This window comes from Tessaracoccus sp. MC1627 (genome assembly GCF_014164725.1).
Taxonomy (GTDB): domain Bacteria; phylum Actinomycetota; class Actinomycetes; order Propionibacteriales; family Propionibacteriaceae; genus Arachnia.
In genome coordinates this window covers 422,097-446,987 of sequence record NZ_JACJGA010000004.1, presented here as the reverse complement: position 1 = coordinate 446,987, position 24,891 = coordinate 422,097, and the positions used below count along the sequence as shown (strand labels likewise).

General features: G+C 70.3%; 25 protein-coding genes, 1 tRNA gene and 1 pseudogene. 21 read left to right on the top strand and 6 right to left on the bottom strand.

Going from position 1 to position 24,891, the window contains the following annotated elements:
• Window positions 1-76 precede the first annotated feature (76 nt).
• Window positions 77-604: a GNAT family N-acetyltransferase gene (locus H5399_RS10605; RefSeq protein ID WP_182782994.1), complete on the bottom strand. Its 528-nt coding sequence runs from the start codon at window positions 602-604 to the stop codon at window positions 77-79.
• Between the two features lie 47 nt (window positions 605-651).
• Here H5399_RS10605 and H5399_RS10600 point away from each other — a divergent pair, with 47 nt between their 5' ends.
• The 12 genes from H5399_RS10600 to H5399_RS10545 all read left to right on the top strand — a co-directional run bounded on the left by H5399_RS10600 (window position 652) and on the right by H5399_RS10545 (window position 11,261).
• Complete coding sequence (locus H5399_RS10600) at window positions 652-2,328, top strand: ribonuclease J (protein ID WP_182782993.1); 1,677 nt, start codon at window positions 652-654, stop codon at window positions 2,326-2,328.
• Window positions 2,329-2,450: 122 nt separating this feature from the next.
• Window positions 2,451-2,759, top strand: a complete 309-nt coding sequence (rplU, locus tag H5399_RS10595; RefSeq protein ID WP_182782992.1) for a 50S ribosomal protein L21 — start codon at window positions 2,451-2,453, stop codon at window positions 2,757-2,759.
• A 12-nt stretch (window positions 2,760-2,771) separates the two neighbouring features.
• A complete protein-coding gene (gene rpmA, locus H5399_RS10590; RefSeq protein ID WP_182782991.1) occupies window positions 2,772-3,023 on the top strand; it encodes a 50S ribosomal protein L27 in 252 nt (83 codons plus the stop codon).
• Window positions 3,024-3,113: 90 nt separating this feature from the next.
• A complete protein-coding gene (obgE, locus tag H5399_RS10585) occupies window positions 3,114-4,622 on the top strand; it encodes a GTPase ObgE (RefSeq protein WP_182782990.1) in 1,509 nt (502 codons plus the stop codon).
• On the top strand, window positions 4,612-5,709 hold the full coding sequence (proB, locus tag H5399_RS10580) for a glutamate 5-kinase (protein ID WP_182782989.1): 1,098 nt from the start codon (window positions 4,612-4,614) through the stop codon (window positions 5,707-5,709). Before obgE ends, proB begins: the two co-directional genes overlap by 11 nt.
• A gap of 90 nt (window positions 5,710-5,799) precedes the next feature.
• Window positions 5,800-6,402, top strand: coding sequence for a PQ-loop domain-containing transporter (locus H5399_RS10575; protein WP_182782988.1), 603 nt, complete (start codon window positions 5,800-5,802; stop codon window positions 6,400-6,402).
• Between the two features lie 123 nt (window positions 6,403-6,525).
• Window positions 6,526-7,767 (top strand): glutamate-5-semialdehyde dehydrogenase, encoded by a 1,242-nt coding sequence (locus H5399_RS10570; RefSeq protein ID WP_182782987.1) that lies wholly within the window; start codon window positions 6,526-6,528, stop codon window positions 7,765-7,767.
• 662 nt (window positions 7,768-8,429) lie between these two features.
• Window positions 8,430-8,567, top strand: a complete 138-nt coding sequence (locus H5399_RS10565) for a hypothetical protein (protein WP_182782986.1) — start codon at window positions 8,430-8,432, stop codon at window positions 8,565-8,567.
• The gene (gene nadD / locus H5399_RS10560; RefSeq protein WP_182782985.1) at window positions 8,564-9,232 is read left to right on the top strand and encodes a nicotinate-nucleotide adenylyltransferase; all 669 of its coding nucleotides are present in this window, start codon (window positions 8,564-8,566) and stop codon (window positions 9,230-9,232) included. The genes H5399_RS10565 and nadD overlap by 4 nt, the downstream gene beginning before the upstream one ends.
• The gene (gene rsfS, locus H5399_RS10555; protein WP_370585746.1) at window positions 9,219-9,623 is read left to right on the top strand and encodes a ribosome silencing factor; all 405 of its coding nucleotides are present in this window, start codon (window positions 9,219-9,221) and stop codon (window positions 9,621-9,623) included. The genes nadD and rsfS overlap by 14 nt, the downstream gene beginning before the upstream one ends.
• Window positions 9,539-10,237, top strand: a complete 699-nt coding sequence (locus H5399_RS10550) for a histidine phosphatase family protein (RefSeq protein WP_370585745.1) — start codon at window positions 9,539-9,541, stop codon at window positions 10,235-10,237. The genes rsfS and H5399_RS10550 overlap by 85 nt, the downstream gene beginning before the upstream one ends.
• Window positions 10,238-10,244: 7 nt before the next feature.
• Complete coding sequence (locus H5399_RS10545; protein ID WP_182782982.1) at window positions 10,245-11,261, top strand: LLM class flavin-dependent oxidoreductase; 1,017 nt, start codon at window positions 10,245-10,247, stop codon at window positions 11,259-11,261.
• Window positions 11,262-11,267: 6 nt separating this feature from the next.
• Here H5399_RS10545 and hemQ read toward each other — a convergent pair whose 3' ends face one another.
• Genes hemQ through H5399_RS10535 form a run of 3 tightly spaced genes read right to left on the bottom strand, consistent with a single transcriptional unit; the run spans window position 11,268 to window position 14,304 of the window.
• Window positions 11,268-11,996 carry a hydrogen peroxide-dependent heme synthase gene (gene hemQ, locus H5399_RS18065; protein WP_255422208.1) on the bottom strand — a complete coding sequence of 243 codons (729 nt, stop codon included), beginning with the start codon at window positions 11,994-11,996 and terminating at the stop codon, window positions 11,268-11,270.
• Window positions 11,993-13,039: a ferrochelatase gene (locus H5399_RS18060; RefSeq protein WP_370585744.1), complete on the bottom strand. Its 1,047-nt coding sequence runs from the start codon at window positions 13,037-13,039 to the stop codon at window positions 11,993-11,995. Before H5399_RS18060 ends, hemQ begins: the two co-directional genes overlap by 4 nt.
• Entirely contained in the window at window positions 13,036-14,304 is a 1,269-nt protein-coding gene (locus tag H5399_RS10535; protein WP_182782981.1) for a glutamyl-tRNA reductase, read from the bottom strand. The genes H5399_RS18060 and H5399_RS10535 overlap by 4 nt, the downstream gene beginning before the upstream one ends.
• A 56-nt stretch (window positions 14,305-14,360) precedes the next feature.
• Here H5399_RS10535 and hemE point away from each other — a divergent pair, with 56 nt between their 5' ends.
• The 8 genes and pseudogenes from hemE to H5399_RS10500 all read left to right on the top strand — a co-directional run bounded on the left by hemE (window position 14,361) and on the right by H5399_RS10500 (window position 22,386).
• A complete protein-coding gene (gene hemE, locus H5399_RS10530; protein ID WP_370585743.1) occupies window positions 14,361-15,368 on the top strand; it encodes a uroporphyrinogen decarboxylase in 1,008 nt (335 codons plus the stop codon).
• On the top strand, window positions 15,365-16,648 hold the full coding sequence (locus H5399_RS10525; RefSeq protein WP_182782979.1) for an FAD-dependent oxidoreductase: 1,284 nt from the start codon (window positions 15,365-15,367) through the stop codon (window positions 16,646-16,648). Before hemE ends, H5399_RS10525 begins: the two co-directional genes overlap by 4 nt.
• Window positions 16,645-17,529, top strand: a pseudogene (gene hemC, locus H5399_RS18055) (hydroxymethylbilane synthase); the annotation flags it as partial. The gene H5399_RS10525 and the pseudogene hemC (H5399_RS18055), both read left to right, overlap by 4 nt.
• Before the next feature lie 138 nt (window positions 17,530-17,667).
• Window positions 17,668-18,279, top strand: a complete 612-nt coding sequence (locus H5399_RS18050; protein ID WP_370585753.1) for a uroporphyrinogen-III synthase — start codon at window positions 17,668-17,670, stop codon at window positions 18,277-18,279.
• Window positions 18,276-19,241, top strand: coding sequence for a porphobilinogen synthase (gene hemB, locus H5399_RS10515; RefSeq protein WP_182782977.1), 966 nt, complete (start codon window positions 18,276-18,278; stop codon window positions 19,239-19,241). Before H5399_RS18050 ends, hemB begins: the two co-directional genes overlap by 4 nt.
• Before the next feature lie 2 nt (window positions 19,242-19,243).
• A complete protein-coding gene (gene hemL / locus H5399_RS10510) occupies window positions 19,244-20,521 on the top strand; it encodes a glutamate-1-semialdehyde 2,1-aminomutase (RefSeq protein ID WP_182782976.1) in 1,278 nt (425 codons plus the stop codon).
• A gap of 47 nt (window positions 20,522-20,568) precedes the next feature.
• Entirely contained in the window at window positions 20,569-22,221 is a 1,653-nt protein-coding gene (gene hemC / locus H5399_RS10505) for a hydroxymethylbilane synthase (RefSeq protein ID WP_182782975.1), read from the top strand.
• A gap of 92 nt (window positions 22,222-22,313) precedes the next feature.
• Window positions 22,314-22,386: transfer RNA gene (locus H5399_RS10500), tRNA-Ala, on the top strand.
• Between the two features lie 49 nt (window positions 22,387-22,435).
• Here H5399_RS10500 and H5399_RS10495 read toward each other — a convergent pair.
• The gene (locus tag H5399_RS10495) at window positions 22,436-23,119 is read right to left on the bottom strand and encodes a ferredoxin--NADP reductase (RefSeq protein WP_182782974.1); all 684 of its coding nucleotides are present in this window, start codon (window positions 23,117-23,119) and stop codon (window positions 22,436-22,438) included.
• Between the two features lie 103 nt (window positions 23,120-23,222).
• Between H5399_RS10495 and H5399_RS10490 the strand changes: the two genes are divergently transcribed.
• Window positions 23,223-23,636: a thioesterase family protein gene (locus H5399_RS10490; protein WP_182782973.1), complete on the top strand. Its 414-nt coding sequence runs from the start codon at window positions 23,223-23,225 to the stop codon at window positions 23,634-23,636.
• A 62-nt stretch (window positions 23,637-23,698) separates the two neighbouring features.
• Here H5399_RS10490 and H5399_RS10485 read toward each other — a convergent pair whose 3' ends face one another.
• The gene (locus H5399_RS10485; RefSeq protein WP_182782972.1) at window positions 23,699-24,817 is read right to left on the bottom strand and encodes a sugar-binding protein; all 1,119 of its coding nucleotides are present in this window, start codon (window positions 24,815-24,817) and stop codon (window positions 23,699-23,701) included.
• Window positions 24,818-24,891 lie beyond the last annotated feature (74 nt).

The window sequence follows — 24,891 nt, the reverse complement described above, 5'->3', positions numbered from 1 at the left end:
GAGTCACTCGGTTACGCGAAAAACAAGCCTCCACCCTGTCACGGGCCGTGGACGGGTCGCAAGTCTCCTGTCTCGATCACACCGAGATGTCGGTGTGCATCCGGATCAGCTTGATGCCGGGGGCGCCATCGTCGGTCCCGATCTCCTGGTGCGCACCGTCCGCAGCCCAGCCGCAGCCGGACAGGAAGGCCCGCAGCGCATCGTCGGAGGCCCGAACCCACATCGTCGCCACCAGATAGCCGTCCCGGCGCAGCGTGTCGACGGCGGCGTTGATCAGACGCGATCCGTGGCCGGCGCCCCGGTGCCGAGGGTCGACGACGAACTCCGCGACCGTCCCGTCGCGCTCGGCGCGGTCCGGATCCCCGCTCGGCCCGGTGACGGCGAACCCCACCACGCCCACGTCGCCGATGGCCACCAGCACGCGCAGGTGGGCCAGCGGGGGCTTGACGATCGCCTCGTGCCACACTCGCGTCGCCTCGTCTGCCGGGAGGCCGCCGCCCGCAGCCGCCAGCAGGCCGGATTCGGCCCAGGCGCGCCGCTGGACGCGGGCGACGTCGACGGCTTCGGCGGGCATGGCCAGGCGGACGGTGTCGGTGACAGACATGGCGCCATCGTAGGGGCGGCCGCCCCCCTATCCACTAGCCTGAGCCCATGACCGACGTGACACTACCCCCCAAACTGGCCCCAGGAACGTTGCGGGTGATCCCGCTCGGAGGGCTCGGGGACATCGGTCGCAACATGACCGCCTTCGAGATCGACGGGCAGATCGCCCTGGTGGATTGTGGTGTGCTGTTCCCGGAGGATCACCACCCCGGTGTCGACCTCATCCTCCCCGCGCTGGGCTACCTCGACGACAGGCTCGACGACATCGTCGCCCTCGTCCTCACCCACGGCCACGAGGACCACATCGGAGCGGTGCCCTATCTGTTGAAGAAGCGCCCCGACATCCCGATCTACGGCTCGAAGCTGACCCTGGCATTCCTCGCCACGAAGCTGCGCGAGCACAAGATCCGCAACTTCGACCTCGACGCCGTCGAGGAGGGCGACATCGTCGAGATCGGCAATTACGAGTTCGAGTTCCTCGCCGTCACCCACTCCATTCCGGACGCCCTGGCGGTGGCGATCCGCACCAAGGGCGGGCTGGTGCTGCACACCGGCGACTTCAAGATGGACCAGCTGCCGATGGACGGCCGCCTGACCGACCTCCGCGGCTTCGCCCGCCTGGGTGAGGAGGGTGTGGACCTGTTCATGGTGGACTCCACCAACGCGGAGTCCCCAGGGTTCACCACCCTGGAGCGGGACCTCGAGCCCGCCATCGCGCGCGTCTTCGATCAGGCCACGGGCAAGCTGATCGTGGCCAGCTTCGCCAGCCACGTGCACCGCATCCAGCAGATCCTGAACATGGCCGTCAAGCACGACCGCAAGGTTGTCTACGTGGGCCGCTCGATGGTGCGCAACATGGGCACCGCGCGGGATCTGGGCTTCCTCAAGGTGCCGGCCGGGACCCTCATCGAGCTGAAGGAAATCGACAAGTACCCGCCGAGCAAGGTGGTCATCGTCTCTACCGGATCGCAGGGCGAGCCGATGGCCGCGCTCAGCCGGATCGCCAACAGCGACCACCCCGTCGTCGAGGTCGGCCCGGGCGACACCGTCCTGCTGGCCAGCTCGCTGATCCCCGGCAACGAGAACTCCGTGTACCGGGTCATCAACGGACTCTCCGCACTCGGCGCCACCGTCGTCCACAAAGGCAACGCGCTGGTCCACGTCTCGGGGCACGCCTCAGCGGGCGAGTTGTTGTACTGCTACAACATCCTGAAGCCCCGCAACGTGCTGCCCGTCCACGGCGAGGCCCGCCACCTGATCGCCAACGCCAAGCTCGCGCAGGCCACGGGCGTCCCCGCTGCGCGCACCATCGTGGCCGGCGACGGAGACGTGATCGACCTCAAGGACGGCATCGCCAAGAAGGTCGGCTCGATCGATGCGAGCTACGTCTTCGTCGACGGCTCGTTCGTGGGCGACATCTCGGAGTCCATCATGGACCGCCGGATCCTGGGCGAGGAGGGCTTCGTCTCCGTGATCACGGCTGTGGACGTGCACAACCGCACCATCGTCAGCGGCCCGGACATTCACGTCCGCGGCATCGCCGAGGACAGCAGCGTCTTCGACGAGGCCCGCCAGCGGGTGGCCGATGCACTCACCGACGCGATGCGCGACGGGGTCAACGACTCCTTCCGCCTGCAGCAGGTGACCCGCCGCGTGGTGGGCCAGTGGGTGGCGCGGTCACTGCGTCGCCGCCCGATGATCGTGCCGGTGGTTGTCACCACCTAGAATGGGCATTGCCCGGTTTGACCGGGTGCGGGGCGCCCACGTACAGTTGGCCCTCGGTGCTTTGCCCCCTGTCGGGTCGGGCGCGCCGCAAGGCTTGAAGCAAACAAGAAGGTAGGTCAGTCGTGTACGCGATCGTGCGCAACGGTGGACGTCAGCACAAGGTGGCTGTTGGCGACGTCCTGGACATCGATCTGGTGTCCGAAGAGGTCGGCAACACCGTCACCCTGCAGCCGCTGCTGCTGGTCGACGGCGACAAGATCACCTCAGATGCCAAGGGACTCGGCAAGATCAGCGTCACCGCTGAGGTGCTGGGAATGAAGAAGGGTCCGAAGATCCGGATCCTGAAGTACAAGAACAAGACCGGCTACAAGAAGCGCCAGGGTCACCGTCAGCGGTACACCCAGGTCAAGGTCACCGGGATCGAGAGCTGAGGAGCTGACACTATGGCACACAAAAAGGGCGCGTCCTCGACGCGCAACGGTCGTGACTCGAATGCCCAGCGCCTCGGCGTGAAGCGCTTCGGAGGCCAGGTCGTCGGCGCGGGCGAGATCCTCGTGCGCCAGCGCGGCACCCACTTCCACCCGGGCGACGGTGTGGGTCGCGGTGGCGACGACACCCTTTTCGCCCTGGTCGAAGGCCAGGTGGAGTTCGGCGTCAAGCGCGGACGTCGCGTCGTCAACGTCGTGACAGCCTGATCCTTCGGCGGACACTCATCACAAGAACGGCCCTCCGGGGCCGTTCTTGCTTTTTCGATACACTCAGCCTCGGCTGATAAGGAGCTTTCCATGGCTATTCCCTCGTTCGTCGACCGGGTCAAGCTGACCGTTCAGGCCGGCAACGGCGGCCACGGCTGCACCTCCATCCACCGCGAGAAGTTCGTTCCGCTGGGGGGACCGGACGGCGGCAACGGTGGCACGGGAGGCTCCATCATCTTCCGGGTCGACGACTCCCTCTCGACCCTGGTCGAGTTCCACCGCCAATCTGTCCGGAAGGCCGTCAACGGGCAGCCGGGCAAGGGCGACCACCACGACGGAGCCAACGGCGATGACGTCGTCCTGGCGGTCCCCAGCGGCACCGTCGTGACCGACGCCGAGACAGGGGAGGTGCTGGCAGACCTCACCGAGCCGGGGGCCGAGTACGTCGCCGCAGCCGGGGGCAAGGGCGGGCTCGGCAACGCAGCGCTGGCCTCGGCCGCACGCAAGGCTCCCGGCTTCGCGCTGCTCGGCGAGGAGGGGGAGAGCCGGCTGGTCCAGCTCGAGCTCAAGGTGATCGCCGACGTCGGCCTCGTCGGGTTCCCGTCCGCCGGGAAGTCGTCGCTGATCGCCGCCATCTCCCGGGCGCGGCCGAAGATCGCCGACTACCCGTTCACCACGCTGATTCCCAACCTGGGCGTCGTGGTCGCCGGGGACGTCACCTACACCGTCGCAGACGTGCCCGGCCTGATCGAGGGCGCCTCCGAGGGTCGCGGCCTGGGCTTCGACTTCCTGCGCCACATCGAGCGGTGCCAGGCCATCGTGCACGTCATCGACCTCGGCACCTACGAGCCGGGGCGTGACCCGCTGACGGACCTGGAGATCATCGAGGCCGAGCTGACCGCCCACGGGGGCCTGGAGGACCGGGTGCGCCTGATCGCCCTCAACAAGGTCGACCTGCCGGACGCGCACGAGATGGCGGAGATCGCACGCCCGGATCTGGCGAAGTTCGGGCACCGGATCTTCGAGATCTCCACCAAGACGGGGGAGGGGCTCAACGAGCTGAAGTTCGCCATGGCTGAGATCGTGGCCGCCCGGCGTGCCGCGCTGCCCGAGGCCGCCAAGCCCAGGCAGGTGCTCCGCCCGGCGCCCGTCGCACGCCGCGCGGCCGGGCCGGAGTTCACCATCGTGCAGAAGGGCGACGGCGAGGGCGGCCTCGTCTGGCGGGTCCGCGGCGAGAAGCCAGAGCGTTGGATCAAGCAGACGGACTTCGCCAACGCCGAGGCCGTGGGCTACCTGGCGGACCGGCTCAACAGGTTGGGCGTTGAGGAGAAGCTGCTCGAGCTCGGCGCGCGCCCCGGAGACGCGGTCGCGATCGGAGGCGAGAACGCAGTGGTGTTCGACTTCGCCCCGCAGGTGGAGACCGGCGCGGAGATCCTGAGCCGTCGCGGCGAGGATGTCCGCCTGGAGACGCCTCGGCCCGCCGCCTCGCGCCGCCGTCGGATGGACGCCGACTACCACGCGGCCAAGGCTTCGGGCATCGACTTCGCCACCACCGGCTACGAGCCAGCGCCGGAGGTGGGCGACGACGATGAGGGCTGAGGTCGCGGGTGCTGACCGGGTGGTCGTCAAGGTCGGCTCGTCCTCGTTGACCAGGCCCGACGGCCACCTGGACCCGGCCCGGGTGGCGATGCTGGCGCGGGTGCTCTCGGCGCTGCACGGTCGCGGGGTCCGGGTGGTCCTCGTCACCTCCGGCGCCATCGCCGCCGCGCTGGGCCCGCTCGGGCTGAGGCGCCGGCCGCGGGACCTGGAGACCCAACAGGCCGCCGCCGCCGTCGGCCAGGGGCTCCTGATCAGGCACTACTCAGACGCGTTCGCCGAGCACGGCGTCACCGTGGCGCAACTGCTCCTCACTGTCGAGGACGTGTTGCGGCCCAGGACCTACCGCAACGCGCTCAACACCATCTCGCGGCTCTTCCGGCTCGGGGTGATCCCGATCGTCAACGAGAACGACACCGTGGCCACCCACGAGATCCGCTTCGGAGACAACGACCGCCTCGCGGCCCTCATCGCCCACCTGGTCCGCGCCGATGCGCTGATCATCCTCAGCGACGTCGACGGCCTGTACACGGCCCATCCCGACACCCCCGGCGCCCGTCGGATCGATCGGGTCGAGGACATCTCCACCCTCAAGGTCGACACGTCCCGGGTGGGGTCAAAGGTCGGCACCGGGGGGATGCGCACCAAGGTGCAGGCGGCCGAGATCGCCACTCAGGCGGGCGTCAGCGTGGTGCTGAGCCTGGCAGACCACCTTGAGCGCGCGCTGGCTGGCGAGGACGTGGGCACCTTGTTCCTCCCCACCCGGAAGCGCCGCCCACGACGGTTGCTGTGGCTCGCCTTCGCGGCGGAGCCCCGCGGTTTCCTCCACGTCGACGCCGGCGCGAGGCGGGCACTGGTGGAGAAGAAGGCGTCCCTGCTGGCGATCGGGGTGCGCGAGGTGGTGGGCATCTTCGCCGAGGGCGAGCCGGTGGAGATCGTCGGGCCGGACGGGGAGCCTGTGGGTCGCGGATTCGTCGGCTACTCCAGCGCGGAACTGATCGCCGAGATGGGACACAGCAGCGTGGAGGATGGTCATCGCGGCCAGCGCCCGGTCGTGCACCGCGACCACATGATGCTCGCCGAGGACTGAGCGCACGCCCCTTCGTGCAGCGGAGGCGGACGAATTTGGGCGACGATGCGCCGATTTCTCGGGGGAGTCGCGCTGGCTTACCCTGGTCGGGTGATCGAGGTCTTCGGGTGGGTGGCTGCAGCCATCGGTGTGGCGTCCAACCTTCCCCAGTTGATCAGGATCCTGCGTGCCAGGACCAGCGCCGGGGTGTCGCTGCGGCTGTGGCAGATCTCTGCGGCCACCACGGGCGCATGGATGGTGCACGGCTTCCTGGTCCAGAAGGCCCAGATGCAGTGGCCCAACCTGGTGATGTCGCTGCTCGCGCTGGTCATTGTCGTGTTCGTCCTTCGGGACCGGAGGCAGGCCATCGCACCTCAGCTCGTCCTCCCGGTGGTGCTGGCCGCGTCATTGACCGGCGTGGAGCTGGTCTTCGGAGCGATGGCGTTCGGGTTCGTGATCGCGGTGCCCCAGCTCTTCGGCCAGTTCTCCCAGTTGCGTGAGATGGTCAGCGCGCCGGACCTCTCCGGAGTGTCGGTGGGCTACCTGTCGATCATGCTGCTCGTCCAGGCGATGTGGTTCACGTTCGGCCTGTTCACCTCCGACTGGGCCCTCATCATCTGCGCTGGAGCCATGACGGTGGTGTGCACCGTCAACCTCGCTGTCTACGTCGTCCGGCACCTGCGCGCCCGCGGCCGCGTCGCGCTCGCGGTCTGAGCCCGGCGAAGCCCGACCGCCACAGCGCCGCGACATAGCGGCGTCCGGCCAGCGCCGGCGTGCGCCAGCCGCGTCAGGCGAGATTCCCCGAGACGACGGTGGGACTCGGCCTAGACTCGGCGCATGGAATTCCGGACCCAAGCCACTGCCGCCCGCAAGGCAGCCATCGAGTTGGCCACGCTGAATCGCGCCGCCAAGGATCGGGCGCTGGCAGCCATGGCAGACGCCCTCGCCGCGGCCGAACCCAACCTGCTCGAGGCCAACGCCGTCGACGTCGCGGGGGCGCGCGCGGCCGGGACTCCCGAGTCCATCGTCGACCGACTGGAACTCACGCCCGCCCGGATCGCGGGCATGGTCCAGGGTCTCCGCGACCTTGCAGCCCTCCCCGACCCCGTCGGCGACGTCGTCCGGGGATGGAAGTTGGCCAACGGCGTCTCGGTCACGCAAGTGCGGGTGCCTTTCGGCGTCGTCGGCATCATCTACGAGGCCCGCCCCAATGTCACCGCGGACGCGGCCGGCATCTGCCTCAAGTCCGGCAACGCCGCCCTCCTGCGAGGCTCGTCCTCGGCGCTCAACACCAACCGCGCCACCGTCGCCGCGCTCCGCAGCGGTCTGGAGACCGCAGGCGTCACCCCCGACGCCGTCCATCTGGTCGAAGGCGGCCGGGAGGTGACGGGCGAGTTGATGCGCGCCCGCGGCCTGGTGGACGTCCTGATCCCGCGCGGCGGCGCAGGGCTCATCCAGGCAGTCGTCGATGGGTCGACGGTGCCGGTGATCGAGACCGGCACCGGCAACTGCCACGTCTATGTCGACGCGGACGCGGACCTCGACCAGGCGCTCACCATCCTGCTCAACGCCAAGACCCAGCGCCCCAGCGTCTGCAACGCCGCGGAGACCCTCCTTGTCCACCGCGACATTGCCGACCAATTCCTCCCGCGGGCACTTGAGGCCCTCGGCCGCTCCGGGGTCACCGTCCACGGCGACTCCGCCACTGCGGCCTACTCCGACGCCGTCGTCCCGGCCAACCCGGACGAGTACGACGCCGAATACCTGACCCTGGATCTCGCCGCCAAGGTGGTCGGCTCCCTCGACGAGGCGCTCGAGCACATCCGGTCCCACACCACCGGCCACTCGGAGACCATCGTCACGCGTAGCAGGAAGGCGGCCGAGCGTTTCGTCGCCGAGGTGGACGCCGCGGCGGTGCTCGTCAACGCCTCCAGCCGATTCGTCGACGGCGGGGAGTTCGGCTTCGGCGCCGAAATCGGCATCTCCACCCAGAAGCTCCACGCCCGCGGCCCCATGGGGCTCCCGGAGATGACGAGCAGCAAATACATCATCGAGGGCGACGGGCAGGTCCGCGCCTAGGACATCCCGGGTGGGTCCAGCATCCGGACTCACCAGCGAAACCCCTGAGGGTCCCTCGAAGGGTCGAGAACCCGGACCTGACAGCGAGGCTGGGGGACGGCAGGGCGGCACTGCGCTGCGGTGCCCAACCCGACGATCACCCAACCGGCGTCCCGCCTAAGCAGACCCGACCCCAGCGCCGCCCTGCCGGCAAGCACCCGGACAAGACCACGCCACAGACAGGACGAGTGCGGGGAGACGCGAGTCGATGCCCGGGCGGCCTCAACACCCGACCATGGACCACACCGGCAGCAGGTTTCCGACTGTGGACAACGGCCGCCCGGGCATCGAGTCACGGCTCACCGCACCCGACCACGAGATCCGCGTGAAGGTGGTAGTCACGACCCTTCGAGACAGGCCACGCCGCTACGCGGGCGGCCCTCCTCAGGGAGCGAAAGAGGCCACGCCGCTCCGCGGGCGGCCCTCCTCAGGGAGCGAAAGAGGCCACGCCGCTTCGCGGACGGCCCTCCTCAGGGAGCGATGGGGATGGTCCACGCCGCTTCGCGGGCGGCCCTCCTCAGGGAGCGATGTCGCTTCGCGGGCGGCCCGCATTGCGGGGGGTGCGGGACGACCACCAGCCGAGAGGACGACTGCCGGGGGATCCCTTGCTAGGATCGGGCGCCATGAGCCTTCTTCTGGAGACCGCCGCAGCCGCACCCGCCGTGCCGAGCTGGGTGATGGGCGCACTCGCGCTGGCCACGCTGCTCGGCGTGATCGCGTGGATCGTCGGCATGGGTTCGGGTCGCCCGCACTCCAAGTGACCACCACCGAGCTCGCACTGGCGCGCACGGAGTCCTCCCGCCGCTACCGCCTCGGCGTGATGGGCGGCACCTTCGACCCCATCCACCACGGGCACCTCGTCGCCGCCTCCGAGGTGGCGGCCAAGTTCGGTCTGGATGAGGTGGTCTTCGTCCCCACCGGCATGCCGTGGCAGAAGAGCCACCGCGAGGTCTCCCTCGCCGAGGACCGCTACCTGATGACGGTGATCGCCACCGCCTCCAACCCGCGGTTCTCCGTGTCCCGGGTGGACATCGATCGGCCCGGCAACACCTACACCGTCGACACGCTCAAGGACCTCCGCGCAGAGCGTGGCGACAACACGGATCTGTTCTTCATCACCGGCGCCGACGCCGTCCGCCAGATCCTCACCTGGTACGGGGCCGATGAACTGTTCGATCTCGCGCATTTCGTGGGCGTGACGCGCCCCGGCGTGCCGATGACCCCCGATGATCTCGCCCATCTCCCCGAGGACGCGGTGACTCTCCTCGAGGTTCCTGCCCTGGCCATCTCGTCGACCAACTGCCGCGAACGCGTCCACGCCCATGAACCCATCTGGTACCTCGTGCCGGACGGCATCGTCCAATACATCGCCAAACGGGGGCTCTACCCGGCCCCCCAGTCAGGAGTACCCAGTGACCGTAGCTGACGAGGTGCTGAAGCCCGTCCAGATCGCGGCACAGGCCGCGGCGGATAAGCGGGGCCACAGGATCGTCGCCTTCGACGTGTCCGAACAGCTCGCCATCACCGACATCTTCCTCATCGCCTCCGCCGGGAATGAGCGCCAGGTCGGCGCCATCGTCGACGGCGTGGAGGAGAAGCTGATCGCGGCCGGCTACAAGGCGGTCCGCCGCGAGGGGGACCGGGAGAACCGCTGGGTGCTGCTCGACTACATCGACTTCGTCGTGCATGTCCAGCACACGGAGGAGCGCACGCTCTACAACCTCGAGCGTCTGTGGAAGGACTGCCCTCAGATCCCGCTGGAGCTCCATCTTCCCGAGCCCGACGACGACGAGGTCAGCGACGACGCGGCGCAGTGAGGCTCGAGCACTCGACGCGCCTGCTTCTCCTCAGGCACGGCCAAACCGATTGGAACGCGCAGCAGCGTTTCCAAGGACAGGCCGACGTGCCGCTGAACGCGGCGGGGCGGCAGCAGGCCGAGGCGGTGCGCGGGGTCTTCGCGGACGTCCACCTGGACGCTGTCTACTCCTCCCCTCTCTCGCGCGCCCTTGACACCGCGCGGCTGGCCCGGCCTGGGGCGGAGATCCTCACCGACCCACGGCTGATGGAGATCGACGTCGGCAGCTGGTCCGGTCTCACATGGGACGAGGTCAAGGCCTCGATGCCGGACTACGAGGCCAAGTACGCCAATGGGGTGGATTTCCGGCGCTCCCCTGAGGGTGAGACGCTGGCCGACGTGGTGGCACGCGGCCTGCCGGCGCTACTCGAGATCGCGGCCTCGCACGAGGGAGGGACAGTGCTGGTGGTGTCGCACGGCCTGCTCCTGAACCGCGTCATCCACGCCATCGTGGGTGCACACGGCAGAGTCCTCGGAGGGCTCGGCAACGCCCACTTCTCGGAGCTCGGCCACGCCCACGGCGCCTGGCGGCTGCTTGCCCACAACGTCGGAATATTCCCCACTCCGCCGCGTTAGCCCAGGTATGAAGCGGATCGGGTTCCTGTCCTTCGGGCACTACCGGGCGGTGGTGGGGGCGAGGGTGCCCGACGCCGCCGCTGCCCTGCGCCAACACGTCGCCTTCGCGGAAGCAGCCGATGAGGTTGGCCTCGACGGCGCCTGGGTGAGGGTCCACCACTTCGAGGAGTCCCACGCCACACCGTTCCCGCTGCTCGCGGCGATGGCAGCCGTCACGTCGCGCATCGACGTGGGCACCGGTGTGGTGGACCTCCGCTACGAGAACCCGCTGCACATGGCCGAGCAGGCCGCCGCCACGGACCTCATCTCCGGGGGCAGGCTCCAGCTGGGCGTTAGCCGGGGCAGCCCGGAACACGCCGCCGACGGGGAGAAGCAGTTCGGCTACCGGCTGACCGACGGCGAATCCTGGGCCGACCACGCCCAGGCCAAGGTGGCACGGTTCCGCCGCGCCATCGCTGGCGAACCGGTCGCCCACTCCGCCGCCGCCCAGTTCTCCGGCGACGGCCCGGACCTTCCCATCCGGCCGATCAGCCCAGGCCTGCCGGACCGGATCTGGTGGGGTGCGGGCAGCGTGGAATCGGGGGTCTGGACGGCGGAGCAGGGCATGAACCTGTTGAGCTCGACGTTGCTGTTGGCCGACGACGGCCGTCCATTCCATGTCCAGCAGGCGGACCAGGTCCGCAGCTACCGCAGGGTGTTTCGTCGGATGGGACATCCCGGCCCCGGCCTGACCGCTGTGACCCGGCCTGTCTTCCCGATCACCAACGACGACGACCGCCGCTACTTCGGACTCAGGGGCGACGCCCACGACAGCGTGGGCATTCTGGACGGATCGAAGGCCCGCTCTGGGCCGCAGATGGTGGGCACAGTCGAGGAGGTCGCTGAGCTGCTGCGCGCCGACGAGGCCGTCACCGAGGCCGATTACGTCCTGTTCGCCATGCCCAGCCAACTCGGCGTGGACTACAACGTCCACTGGATGGAGAACCTGGTGGCCGTGGCCCGGGAGCTCGGCTGGAAGGAGTGAGGCGGGTCAGGCCATCGGCTGCCGGGCGATCCATTCGTCGATCCCGACGCGCGGGCCGGTGAAGAACGGCGTCTCCTCGCGGACGTGCAGCCGGGCCTCGACGGAACGCTGGTGGCGCATCGCGTCTGTCAGACGGTGCAGTTCGTCGGCCTCGAAGGCCAGGATCCACTCGTAGTCGCCCAGCGCGAACGACGAGAGGGTGGAGGCCACGACGTCCGGGTACTCTCGCCCGGCCATGCCGTGCTCCATCAGCATCTTCGAGCGATGCGCGTCGTCCAGGTAGTACCAGTCGTAGCTGCGGACGAACGGGTAGACGGTGATCCACGGCCGTGGCGCGAAGCCGGCGAAGCAGCTGGGCACGTGGGTGCGGTTGAACTCGGCGGGGCGGTGCACGCCCATCACGGACCAGACGGGCGACAGGTAGGCTCCGAGGCCGCTCTGCCGCACCGCGTGGTACGCAGCCTGGAGCGGGGCCGGATCATGGGCCAGCGTCCACACCATCAGATCGGCGTCCGCGCGGAAGCCGCCCACGTCGTAGAAGCCACGCACGCTCACCCCGGTGTCCTCGAGCGCAGCGGTGACGCCGGCGCCCAACGCCGATGCCTCGAGAGTGGAGGCGGGCAGCGGTGCGCGGGTGGCGAACACCGAGTACATGGCGTACAGCGGCTGGGCGTTGATGGCCTCGAGGTCCACGTCCTGCTCGTCGCGCTCGTCTCGACCGGGGTGCTTGCTCATCGGGAACCTTCCAGGGGGCGGGGCAGACAGCAGCGGCCGGTGGAGAACCGGCAGCGACCCTCGGCGGGCACTTCGCCTCGCGCGGCGGCGGCCTTCGCGAGCAACTGGTCAACCAGCAGGACCGCGAAGCCGGCGTCGGTTCCGACGGTGGCCGCCCGCTCGTAGGGGAGGCCGAGCTCGGCGGCGGTTTCCCTGGCCTGGGTGTCCAGATCGTAGGCCACCTCCATGTGATCGGAGATGAACCCGATGGGCGCCGCCACCACGCCCGCGACGCCGTCGGCCTGCACCTCGGGCATCCGGTCGTTGACATCGGGCTCCAGCCAGGGGATGTGCGGGGCGCCGGAGCGGGAGCAGAACGTGAGCTCCCAGGCCAACTCCTCGCCCACCAGCGCCGACGCCTCAGCGGCCACCGCAGCCGCGACCCTCAGGTGCTGCGCGTCGTAGCGGCGCTCCGGCTCACCCGTGGACGACGCCTCATTCATGGCGCTCGGGATGGAGTGGGTCACGAACAGGACCCTCAGCGTGTTCTCACCGATCCGGGCCCTCAGGCGCCGCACGGCCTCGCCGAGGGCGCGGGCGTTGGCCGAGACGAACCCGGGGGTCTCCGCGAAGGGGTCCACCTTGTCGATGTGGATCGGGCGGCCGTCAGCGGCCCGTTGCAGGTCTTCGTTGTACTGGCGGCATCCACTGTAGGAGGAGTAGGCGGAGGTGGCCAGCGCGAGCACGCGCTCATGGCCGGCATCCACCAGCTCCTGCACCGTGTCGGCGAAGTAGGGATGCCAGTTGCGGTTTCCGATCACCACCGGCACCACGACGCCACGCCGGGCCAGCTCGTCGCGGACCGCCTCCATCAGCGCAGCGTTGAGCTCGTTGATCGGTGACCTGCCCCCGAACAGCTCGTAGTGCCTGGAGACTTCGATGAGCCGCTCGTCCGGGATGCCCCGTCCGGCGGTGGCGTTGCGCATGAACGGCAGCACATCGGCCGATTCGTTGGGGCCGCCGTAGGAGGCGAACAGGACCGCGGTGTACGGGGCGATACTCACATGGCCTCCTGGGCGTCGGCGGAGTCGAGGTCGTTGACGGCCAGGTGCGTGACCGGGCAGTGCTGCGACTCCATCGCCTCGGGGTCCACCACCTCGCCGGCGCCGATCCCGAAGAGCTCGGCCATGGCCAGCAGGTATTCCTCGGTGCGTCCCTGTTCGGCAGCCATCCTGGCCCGCGTCGACGGGATGTGCAGCAGCCTCGTGGCCAACCGGCGCAGCGCCAGGGCGGCGTCGTCGTGGGTGAGCGGACGCTGGGGAAGGCGGGCAGCTTCGTCGTCGACCAGCGCCATGACCGCCTGCCGCAACCCCACGACGGCCGGGTCCACGATGCGTGAGCGAAGCTTCATCAGCACCTCGGCAACCCCTGCCTCGACCAGCGCCTCAGCGCGCCGGGTGTCGTCGGCGAAGCACGGCCGGATCGAATTCTGGATGGAGGCCAGATCGACGACGCGCACGCCGACCAGCGCGGCGACCTCAGGGGCCACGTCCCGCTGCAGGGACAGATCGAGGAAGCGCTGCGGGCCCTGCACGTGGGCGACCTCGATGACGGGGGAACCCAGGCCGCGACAGGTGACGACCAGGTCCGTGCCTGCAAGGGCCTCCTCGAGGGCGGCGACGTGGTTGAGGTCATGGCTGTCGGCGAACGCGGAGCCCCGACCGCTGGCGGAATGCACGCGGATGTGGGCGACGCCGCGCGCACGCAGGGCGGCGACGACGGCCCCGGCGTAGGAACCAGTGCCCACGATGGTGACGGTGGCGGTGGGCCAGTCGTCGAGACCCATCAGGTCCAGGCCCACGCTCACCACGGAGCGCCCGGCGCTCTCCAACGCGGTTTCCCGCGCGATCCGCCGGGACGTCTTGAGTGCCTCGTCGACGGCGATGGTCAGCGGCAGCGATGTGGACCCGTCCTGCTGTGCCGCGGCCAGCGCGCGACGCAGCTGGCCGGCGATCTCCCGCTCGCCCACCACCATGGAATCCAGGCCGGCCGCCACGCGGAACACGTGCCCGAGCGCGGCCTCGCCGAGGTACAGGTCCCAGACGGGAGGGGTGTCGAACGCGGTGTTGAGGGCGGCACGCAGGCGCGTGTTCGACGCCTCCCCGGTGGTGTCGAGGAGCACCTCGACCCGGTTGCAGGTGTTGAGCACGACGGCCCCGTTGACCTCCGGGAGGGAAGTCAGGCGGGAGGCAACGTCGTCAACGCAAGGGCTGATGCGTTCAACCTCCGGCAGTCCCTGCCGGTCGTGCTGAATCGAGAACACGCGCATAGTCACAGTGATCCCTATTCAATCACCCTTGTCTGATGAGGCAGAATCGTCCACAAATGAATCCCATGCTTTCCGCGCTCAGCGGACACCGCCCCGAAAGACTGCCCGTCTGGTTCATGCGCCAGGCGGGCCGGTCGCTGCCCGAGTACCGCGCCATCCGCGAGGGGACCACCATCCTCGAGGCCTGCCTCATCCCCGAGCTGGCCGCCGAGATCACCCTGCAGCCGGTGCGGCGGCACCACGTGGACGCCGCCATCCTGTTCTCGGACATCATGACGCCGCTGGTCCTCGCGGGGGTAGAGGTGGAGATCCACTCGGGCGTGGGCCCGGTGATCGACAAGCCCGTACGCACGGCCGCCGACGTGGACCGCGTCACCCGGCACGCGCTCATGGAGACCACCCCCATCACGGAGGCGGTGCGCCTGGTGGTGGCCGAGCTGGGGGAGGCCACCCCGCTGATCGGCTTCGCGGGCGCGCCGTTCACCCTGGCCGCCTACCTGGTGGAGGGTCGCGGCTCCCGCGACCACCTCGCGGCGCGGGCGATGATGCACGCGGATCCGCGCTCCTGGCATCGGCTGCTCGCCTGGTGCGCGGACCTGTCGGGGCAGTTCCTGGGCGTCCAGGTGGATGCCGGGGCGCGCGCGGTCCAGCTGTTCGACTCCTGGGCAGGTGCGCTGACCCGCGCCGACTACGTCCGGCACGTCGCCCCCCACTCGGCCGCGGTCCTGCAATCGGTGGAGGGCCGCGTCCCGCGCATCCACTTCGGCACCGGGACCAGGCACATCCTCCCCGACATGGCCGCATGCGGCGTCGAGGCGATGGGCATCGACTACCGCACCCCCCTCGACGAGGCCGCCGCGCTGCTCCCCGGACTCCCGCTGCAGGGCAACATCGATCCGGCGCTGCTGGCCGCCGGCTGGCCCGCACTCGAGGCCCACGCCCGGGATGTCGTCGACCGGGGCCGTGCCGCTCCCGCGCACGTCGTCAACCTCGGACATGGGGTTCCGCCCACCACAGACCCGGGGGTGCTCACCGACCTGGTGGCGCTCCTGCACAGCCTGTGACCGCCGTCGTCGTCGGGGGCGGCCTCGCCGGCGTCCTGGCCGGCTACCGTCTCGCCCGGCAGGGCCGTCGGGTCACGGTCCTTGAGGCTTCGACGCGGCTCGGCGGGATGCTCTCCGGTATCGACATCGGCGGGGTGCGGGTGGACTCGGGCGCCGAGGCCTACGCCGTGCGCGGCGGTGTGGGGCGAGCCCTGTGCGAGGAGTTGGGCCTGGACGTGGCCGGACCCGCCGGGCAGCCGCACATCTGGCGCCCCGACGGTGTCTGGCCGATGGCGGAGGGGGTGCTCGGGATCCCCTCGACGCTGGACGACCCGGCCCTCGGCGCGCTGTCGACCCATGACCTGGCGCGTCTCAGGGAGGACGCCGACCTGCCCGCGGGAGTGGGGGCCGGCGCGGTCACCGTCGGCGAACTGGTGCGGGCCCGGCTCGGCGAAGGCGCCCTCACCACGCTGGTGGCGCCCGTGGCCCACGGCGTCTACTCGCTGTCCCCCGATCGGATGCCGCTGGCCGCCTTCGCCCCGGGCCTGCTCCAGGCGCTGGCCGACCAGGGGACCCTGCTGCGTGCTGTGGCCGCCATCCGACGCCCCGGAGTGGCGGCCGTCGAGCAGCCGGTGGGCGGCATGTTCCGGCTCATCGAGGCCCTCGAGCAGGCGATCGTCGCGGAAGGCGGGGAGATCCGGCTGGCCTCGCCCGCGGTGTCGCTTCGTCACGCCGGACACGAGTTCGCGGTGGGGCTGCCCGACGGCGAGGTGCTGCGCGCGGACCGGCTCGTCCTCGCTTCGTCGGCGGCCTCCGCCTGCTCGCTGCTCGCCCGGATCGGGGTGGAGCTCACGCCGCCGCCCGTCGCGACGGCGCGGCTGGCGGTGATCGGCGTCTCCCATCCCGGGCTGGCCGAGGGGCCGGTCGGCTCAGGGCTCCTCGTGGGGGAGCGGGACGACACCATCCATGCCAAGGCGCTGACCCACTACTCGCTCAAGTGGCCGTGGGCCCGGCGCGAGGGGCAGGAGATCCTTCGCCTGTCCTATCCGGAGCAACTCCTCCCCACGAGGGCCGAGGCGCTGGGTGACGCGTCCAGGTTCCTCGGGATAGATCTGGCCGACGGCGACGTGACCGGCTTCGCGTCGGTGTCCTGGGAGGCCATGCCCACCCGGATGGAGCACGCCACCCGCCAGTACTACCTGGAGACCGTCGAGGCGGCAGGGGTGGACCTGGTGGGTGCGTGGCTGGACGGCAACGGGATCGCCTCCGTGATCGCCGGCTGTGATCGGCTCAGCCGATGAGGCTCCGGCTCGGCACGCGCGGCTCCGCACTGGCGGTGGCGCAGTCCGGGCAGGTGGCGGAGTGGCTGCGCGCTCTCGGCCACGACGTGGTCCTCGTGCGGATCAGGACCGGCGGGGACGTCGAGCAGGGGTCCCTGACCCGCCTCGGGTCGCTGGGCGTGTTCGCGGCGGAGCTGCGGACGGCGCTCCTGGAGGGTCGCTGTGACTTCGCTGTCCACTCGCTCAAGGACCTGCCCACGGCGGCCGTGCCCGGCCTCGTCATCGCCTCGGTGCCTCTGCGTGCCGATGCCCGTGACGCGCTCTGCGCTCGCGACGGCCTGACCTTGGCCGGCCTGCCGGCGGGCGCCACCGTCGGGACGGGTTCCCCGCGGCGCGTCGCCCAGCTGCGGGCGCTGCGCCCGGACCTTCGCTTCGTGGACGTGCGCGGAAACGTCGGCACCCGCCTGGCCCGGGTGGCCGACGGCGACCTCGACGCCGTCGTCCTGGCCGCCGCCGGCCTGGAGCGGCTGGGCCTGACCGCCCACATCACGGATCTGCTGGGCATCCTCCCCGCACCGGGCCAGGGCGCCTTGGCGTTGGAGTGCCGGGCAGACAATCCGGCTCTGGTGGCCGAGCTGGCCGCGCTGGAGGACCCCGCGACCCGTGAGGCCGTCGACGCCGAGCGGGCCGTGCTGGCGGGCCTCGGCGGTGGCTGCGCGGCGCCGATCGCGGCCTGGGGGCGCGGCGGGGAGCTCACGGCCGGTGTCTTCGCCGTCGACGGCTCCACGGGCACCCGGACGACGGTGCCTCTCGGCCCGGGGGCGGGGGAGAGGGCGGTGGAGGAGCTGATGCGAAGCGGCGCTGCCCAGCTGACAGACCTGGGCGCGAGTCACCCGTCGAGGCTTCACGAGCTGCATGACGACACCTCGCTCTGGCGAGGCGACGCGGTGCTCGCCGGGCTCAGGATCCTGCTGACCCAGGCCGACGGGCCGCTCGCGGACGGGATCCGGGCGGCCGGCGCTGAGGTGGTCGCCCAGCCCATGCAGCGGCGGGTGACGTTCCGCGCGAAGGCGTGGCCGGAGGAGGCCGACTGGATCGCGTTCACGTCGGCGGCGACCCTTGAGGTGATGGCGGAGCTCGGACTGAGCGTGCCCTCGGGCGCCAGGGTCGCGGCCGTAGGCCCGCGGACGGCGGCGGCGGCCGAGGCAGCGGGCCTGGAGGTGTCGTTGGTGCCGGAGGGTGAATCGAGCGCGGCGGCCCTGGGGCGGGCCTGGCCCGAAGGCGGTGGCCGTGTGGTGATTCCCGGCTCGGCGCTGTCGTCGACCGTGCTCGAGGACGCCCTGACGGCCAAGGGTTACGCCGTCGAGGCGGTGCCCCTGTACACGATGGAGCCCCTCGGCGAGCTGCCGGGAGGCCTGGTCGGAGAGTGGCACGACGGACTCTTCGACGCCATGGCGGTCACCTCCGGGTCGGCTGGCGAGGCCGCCGGCAGGCTGCTCGGCTGGCGCGGGGCAACATCGGTGGTGGCGTTCGGGCCGCCGTCGGCGGCGGCGCTGCGACTCGCGGGGACCGATGTCGCGGCGGTGGCCGCCACTCAGGACGCGGAGGGGCTGATCCACGCGATCGCCTCCCTCAGAAGGTACGAAGCATGATCCAGATCAGGCCGAGACGGCTCAGGACCACCCCGGCGATGCGCCGCCTGGTGCGGGAGGTGGAGCCGCGACCCTCGCAGCTCGTGCTGCCCGTGTTCGTGGCCGAGGCGTCCGCTGACATCTCCTCGATGCCCGGCGTGCGCCGCCACGACCTCGACGGCCTGCGCAGGGTGGCCGAGCAGGTGGTCACCGCCGGGCTCGGCGGCATCATGATCTTCGGCGTGCCCGAGGACGCGGACAAGGACGAGCTCGGGTCTCAGGGATGGGCCGAGGAGGGGATCCTGCAGCGGGCGCTGCGGGCCGTCCGCGACGCCGTCGGCGACGACACCGTCGTGATGGCGGACACCTGCCTCGACGAGTTCACCACGCACGGGCACTGCGGCTTCCTCACCCCGCAGGGCCGCGTGGACAACGACGCCACTCTGGCCGCCTATGCGTCGATGGCCCTCGCGCAGGCCGACGCGGGGGCCCATGTGGTGTCGCCCTCGGGGATGATGGACGGCCAGGTGGAGGCCATCCGGGCTGCGCTCGAGGGTGCCGGACACACGGACACCGCGATCCTCGCCTACGCCGCCAAATACGCCTCGTCGTTCTACGGACCGTTCCGGGAGGCCGTGACCTCCACGCTGAGCGGGGACCGCAAGAGCTACCAGCAGGACCCGGCCAACCGGCGCGAGGGCCTCCGCGAGGCCGAGCTGGACCTCGCCGAGGGCGCGGACATGGTGATGGTGAAACCCGCGGGCTACTACCTGGACGTGCTGGCCGACGTCGCCGCGGTCTCGGACGTGCCGGTGGCCGCCTACCAGGTGTCGGGGGAGTACGCCATGATCGAGGCCGCCGCCGAGCGCGGGTGGATCGACAGGCAGGCGGCCGTGTCAGAGTCGGTGACCGCCATCGTGCGCGCCGGGGCGGACATCGTGTTGACCTATTGGGCACTTGAACTGGCGGGGTGGATGAAGTGAGCATGGACCAACTCTTCGAGCGGGCGCGCGGCGTGATTCCCGGGGGCGTGTCGTCACCGGTGCGGGCCTTCGGGTCCGTCGGCGGCACGCCGCGGTTCGTCTCGTCGGCCCGCGGGCCGTACGTGGTGGACGCCGACGGCGTCGAGTACGTGGACCTGGTGTGTTCCTGGGGGCCGGCGCTGCTCGGCCACGCGCACCCCGAGGTGGTGGCGGCGGTCCAGCAGGCGGCCGCACGGGGGCTGTCGTTCGGGGCGCCGACGGCGGCGGAGGTGGAACTGGCCGAGGTCATCCGGGCACGCGTGCCGATGGCGGAACAGGTGCGGTTCGTCTCCACGGGCACCGAGGCCACCATGACGGCCATCCGGCTCGCGCGCGGCGCCACGGGCCGCGACGCCATCGTCAAGTTCGCCGGGTGCTATCACGGCCACTCGGACGCGCTGCTCGCGGCGGCCGGCTCCGGCGTGGCCACGCAGGGCCTGCCCGGTTCCGCGGGCGTGACCCGGGCCTCGGCCGCGGACACCATCGTCGTGGACTACAACGATGTCGAGGCCCTGACCCGGCTCTTCGACGAGGCGGGTGACCGGATCGCGGCCGTCATCACAGAGGGGGCGCCCGCCAACATGGGGGTGGTGCCCCCGGCGCCTGGCTTCAATGCCGCCATCCGCGAGCTCACCGCCCGGGCCGGCTCGCTGATGATCCTCGACGAGGTGCTCACCGGCTTCAGGGTTTCCCCGTCGGGTTGGTTGGGACACGAGAGCGGCTACGAGCCGGACCTGGTGACCTTCGGGAAGGTGGTGGGCGGCGGCATGCCCCTGGCCGCGCTCGCCGGACCCGCCCGGTGGATGCAGCTCCTGGCTCCCGTCGGGCCGGTCTACCAGGCGGGCACCCTGTCGGGGAACCCGCTGGCGACGGCGGCGGGCCTCGCCACGCTCCGGCTGGCCGATGCGGGGGTCTACGCGCACGTGGACCGCCGCTCCGCCGAGCTGCAGGCGGCCGTCGCGGAGGCCCTGAGCGCAGCATCGGTTCCGCACGTGGTGCAGCGCGCCGGCAGCCTGTTCTCGGTGTTCTTCCGCGAGGGAGCCGTCACGGACTACGAGGCGGCGAAGGCGCAGGACACCGCCGCCTTCGCCCGCTTCTTCCATTCGATGTTGGACCACGGCGTCGCGTTGCCCCCGTCGGCGTTCGAGGCGTGGTTCCTGTCCGCGGCCCACTATGACGCGGCGATGACGCGCATCGCGGACGCTCTCCCCGCCGCCGCACGCGCCGCGGCCCATTCGTGAGAAGCTAACCCCGTCACTCAGGGAGGGAATCAACGGTGAGATTGCGGTTGGGTACACGAGGATCGGCGCTGGCGCTGGCGCGTTCGGAGATGGTGGCGGCGACGCTGCGAGACGGTGGGCTTGAGGTGGAGATCGTGCCCGTCGCGACGGCGGGGCAGGACACCGTCCATATGCCCGACGGCTACTCCCAGGGGCTCTTCTCCAACGAGTTGCGAGATGCGCTGCGCTCGGGCCAGGTGGATGTGGTGGTGCATTCGGTCAAGGACGTCCCGCTGCGCGAGAAGCCCGAGGACCTCATCTTCCCGGCGGTTCTTCCGCGGGGTGACCACAGGGACGTGCTCTGCACGCGAAGCGGCATCACGCTGGCGGCGCTCCCACGCCACTCCCGGGTCGGAGTCACGTCCCTTCGGCGCATCGCCCAGCTGCGTGCGCTGAGGCCCGATCTCACTTTCGTTGACGTGGGGGGCTCGCTGGAGGAGCGCCTGCGGCATCTGGAACCCGGAGACCTGGACGCCGTCGTGCTGTCCGCTGCCGGCGTCGAAACGCTGGGGCTCACGGACCGGATCGCCGAGTACCTGCCCATCCTGACGGCCCCCGGGCAGGGTGCGCTCGCGCTTGAGTGCCGCACGGACGACGCGGACATCGTCTCCGCACTGAGGGTCTTCGATGACATCGAGACCCGCATCATCATCGACGCGGAGCGCGCCGTCCTGACGGGCCTGGGCACCACCTACATGGCGCCGGTGGGCGCCCTGGCGTCGCGGCGCGGCATCCTGTCGTTGAAGGCCGGGGTGTTCTCCATCGACGGCACCAAGCGCAACGTGCTCGAGGTGGGCCTTCCCACCTCCGAGTTCCATGCCGTGCGCACCGGTGAGAACGCCGCCGCCGCGCTCAAGGCCCGCAGGGCGGACCGGTTCTTCTCTCCGGAGGCGCTCGCCTCCGTGAAGCTGTCTGCCGAGCACGACGACGAGTCCCCCTTCATCGAGGTGCCCGGCGACGACCGCATCCGCGTCCTCCTCGCCAGGCAGGAGGGCCGGCTCGCGCAGGCCATGCGCAAAAACGGGCTCCGGGTGGACTGCGTCTCGCTGCAGGAGGCCAAGCTGATCTCCGCGGACAACATTCTCGCGTGGGCGGACTGGGTGGTGCTGCCGTCCGCGCAGACGGTGTGGGCGCTGCGTGAGCGGGGCTGGGACATCCCGCAGGGGAAGCGGGTGGCGGCGATGGGGTCGACCACGCAGCGCGCAGCGGAGGAGAGCGAGATCGAAGTCGAGCTCAGCCCCGAGGGCACGGCCAGCTCGCAGAAGCTGGTGGAGATGTTCCCGAGGGCTGAGGGCGAGCAGCGGGCCGTCGTCGTCTGCGCGGACCAGCTCTCGACGAACCTCGAAGATGGCCTGCGCGCCAAGGGCTACACCGTCGAACGACTCGAGGTCTACACCATGGTTGACGTGGAGGACCTGGACCCGCGCATCAAGCAGATGTGGGACGACGGGGCCTGGCAGGCGGTGCTGCTCAGCCAGCCGTCGTTCGCGGCGGCCTATGTGAACCTGCTTGGGCACCGCGACGGCGTGCATGTGCTGGCGTGGGATGAGCCGACCCGGCAGGCACTGGCCGAGCTCGACGTGCCGGTGCTGGCGACGGCGAAGTCGAAGGACGAGTTCGGTGTCGCGGCGTTGGCCCGGGACCTCGTCAAGCTGAACTGAGTCCCTGGGCGGTCGCCTGCGTCGAGCCGCCCAGGATTTTCCAAGTCTCTCCGGATGCGCTATCGTTCTTCGAGTCGCCTCCGGGCGGCACTGGGGCTATGGCGCAGTTGGTAGCGCGCTTCCATGGCATGGAAGAGGCCAGGGGTTCGAATCCCCTTAGCTCCACCGAGAACAGAGAACCCCGCCTCAGGCGGGGTTTTCTTCGTCTCTGCCCTCAGATGTCGTCGGCGGTGTAGCCAGGGAAGAAGTCCTCCTTCAGCTGGGGGTCTGGAAGCCCGGCCTCGCGGAGCGCCTCGCCGAGCGTCTCCACCATCGGCTCAGGTCCGGAGACATACACCAGGCACCCCATCAGGTCGGGGACCAGACGGGTCAACACCTCGACGGTGAGCGGCTCGCCCACCACCCGGTGCAGCGTCAACGAGTGGTCCGCCTCCTCCCAGCCGCTCAGCTCGTCCCCGAACGCCACGTCGTCGGATCCGCTCCCGTAGATGAGCGTGACCTCGAGGGCTTCCCCCTCATGGATGCGTTGCTTGAGGATGCTGTGGAAGGGCGTCACGCCGATGCCTCCGGCCACGAAGACCACAGGCACGTCGGTCTCCTCCCAGGTGAAGTCGCCCTCCGGATCCTGCTTGAGTGCGATCCGGTCTCCGGGCTCCAACCGCGACAACGCCTGCTTGAAGGTGGTGCCCGTGACGCGCGTGGTGATCTGCATGACGCCCTCGTAGGGCGCGGCCGCGTTGGTGAACCAACGCTCAATGCCCTCATCGTCAGGGTCGTCGTGGGGGATCTCCACCTGGACGTACTGCCCGGCCTCCCAGACCAAGGGCTCGTCACTCCGGAAGCGGAAGGTCCAGATGTCTGCGGTCTCGTGGGCCTTCTCGATGAGCGTCAGGGACATGAGCTTCTCCTTCGAAGAGTTCGTCCCGCCCGACGCTACCCCGCGCCCGCCCGGCGCGCGCGGGTTAGCATGTGGCTACCTGCCGCGAGCTGAGGAGAGCCACGTGAAAGCGTCCCTGCGCCCAGGCGTGTCACACACGATGCGCTATCTGGTCCCCGAGAACCGGACGGTTCCGCACCTGCTGCCCGAGTCCGCGGACTTCGCCGCCATGCCGGAGGTGCTGGCCACCGGCTACATGGTTGGCATCATCGAATGGGCCTGCATCGAGGCCCTCCACAGCCATCTCGATGACGGCGAGATCACGCTCGGCACGCATGTCGACCTGTCCCACCAGGCCCCCACCGTGCCCGGTTCGACGGTGGTGATCGACGTCACCGTGACCCGGGTGGATGGCCGCCAGGTCGCCTTCGACGTGCGGGCTCACGATGAGCACGCCGTGATCAGCGCGGGGACCCACGGCCGTGTGGTGGTGAACCGCGAGCGGTTCGTGTCGCGGCTCCCGCACCCGCGTCCCTGACCCGGCAACGCCGAAGGGGGTGGGTCCTTTCGGACCCACCCCCTTCATTCGTCAGATCAGGATCAGCCCTCGAGGAGAGCCAGACGATCGGGATCGTTGGCGAAGACCTCGGCGGCGTTGGCCTTGGTCACCACGACGGGGTCGAGCTGGTAGATGTTGACGTCCACCTTGCCGTTGTTGGCGGTGTCCTCGGTGGCGGGGAGACCCTCGCCCGTCTGGAGCAGCTGGATCAGCTCGACGGTCTTGGCGACGAGCGCATCCGTGGGCTTGGCGACGGTGGAGTACTGCTCACCGGCGGCGATCGAGATGATCGACTCGTTCTCGGCGTCGAGGCCGGTCACGATCGGCAGGTCCATACCGGCCTGCTTCACCGAGGTGAGGATGGCGCGGGCGATGCCGTCGTTGGGGGAGAGCACGCCGTCGACCGTCTTGTCCGAGTAGTTGCCCGAGAGCAGCGAGTCCATGCGGGCCTGCGCCTTGGCGTTGTCCCAGTCCGGGGTGGCCACCTGGGTGAACTCCTGCTGGCCAGAGACGACCACGAGGGTGCCGTCATCGATCTTCGGCTGCAGGACGCTCATGGCGCCGGTGAAGAAGTTCGGGGCGTTGGGGTCAGCCGGGCCGCCGCCGAACAGCTCGATGTTGTAGGGGCCGGGGCCCGTCGCCTCGAGACCCTCGAGGAGGGACTCGCCCTGCAGCTCGCCGGTCCGGATGGAACCGAACTGGACGACGCCGTCGATGGCGGTTGTGTTCTCGATGAGGCGGTCGTAGCCGATCACCTCGATGCCGGCGTCGGCCGCCTTCTCGAGCACGGAGCCGAGCTGGGTACCGTCGACGGGGCCGACGACGATGACCTCGGCGCCCTGCTCGATCATGGCCTCGATCTGCTGCTGCTGCTGGGGCACCTTGTTGTCAGCGGCCTGGATCAGGGCGGTGAACCCGGCGGCCTCAAGCTGCTCGGCGAACATGACCTCGGCCTCCTTCCAGTTCTGGGTACCGAGCCACGGCAGCGCGATGCCGATGGTGGCATCGGCGGCGAAGCCCTCGCCGCCGGCGCTGGCCGAGGTGGAGGCCTGTCCGGAGGTGGTGGGGTCGGTGGTGCCCTCGCGTCCGCCGCCGCAGGCGGTCAACGCCAGGGAGGTGACGAGGAGGCCGGTGAGGATGCCTGCTGCCTTCAACTTCATGGGTGTTTCCTTTCGGAAGATCCCGACCGGCCGATCCGGTTCGGGGGTGGGCATCGATGCCCGGTCACGTACGC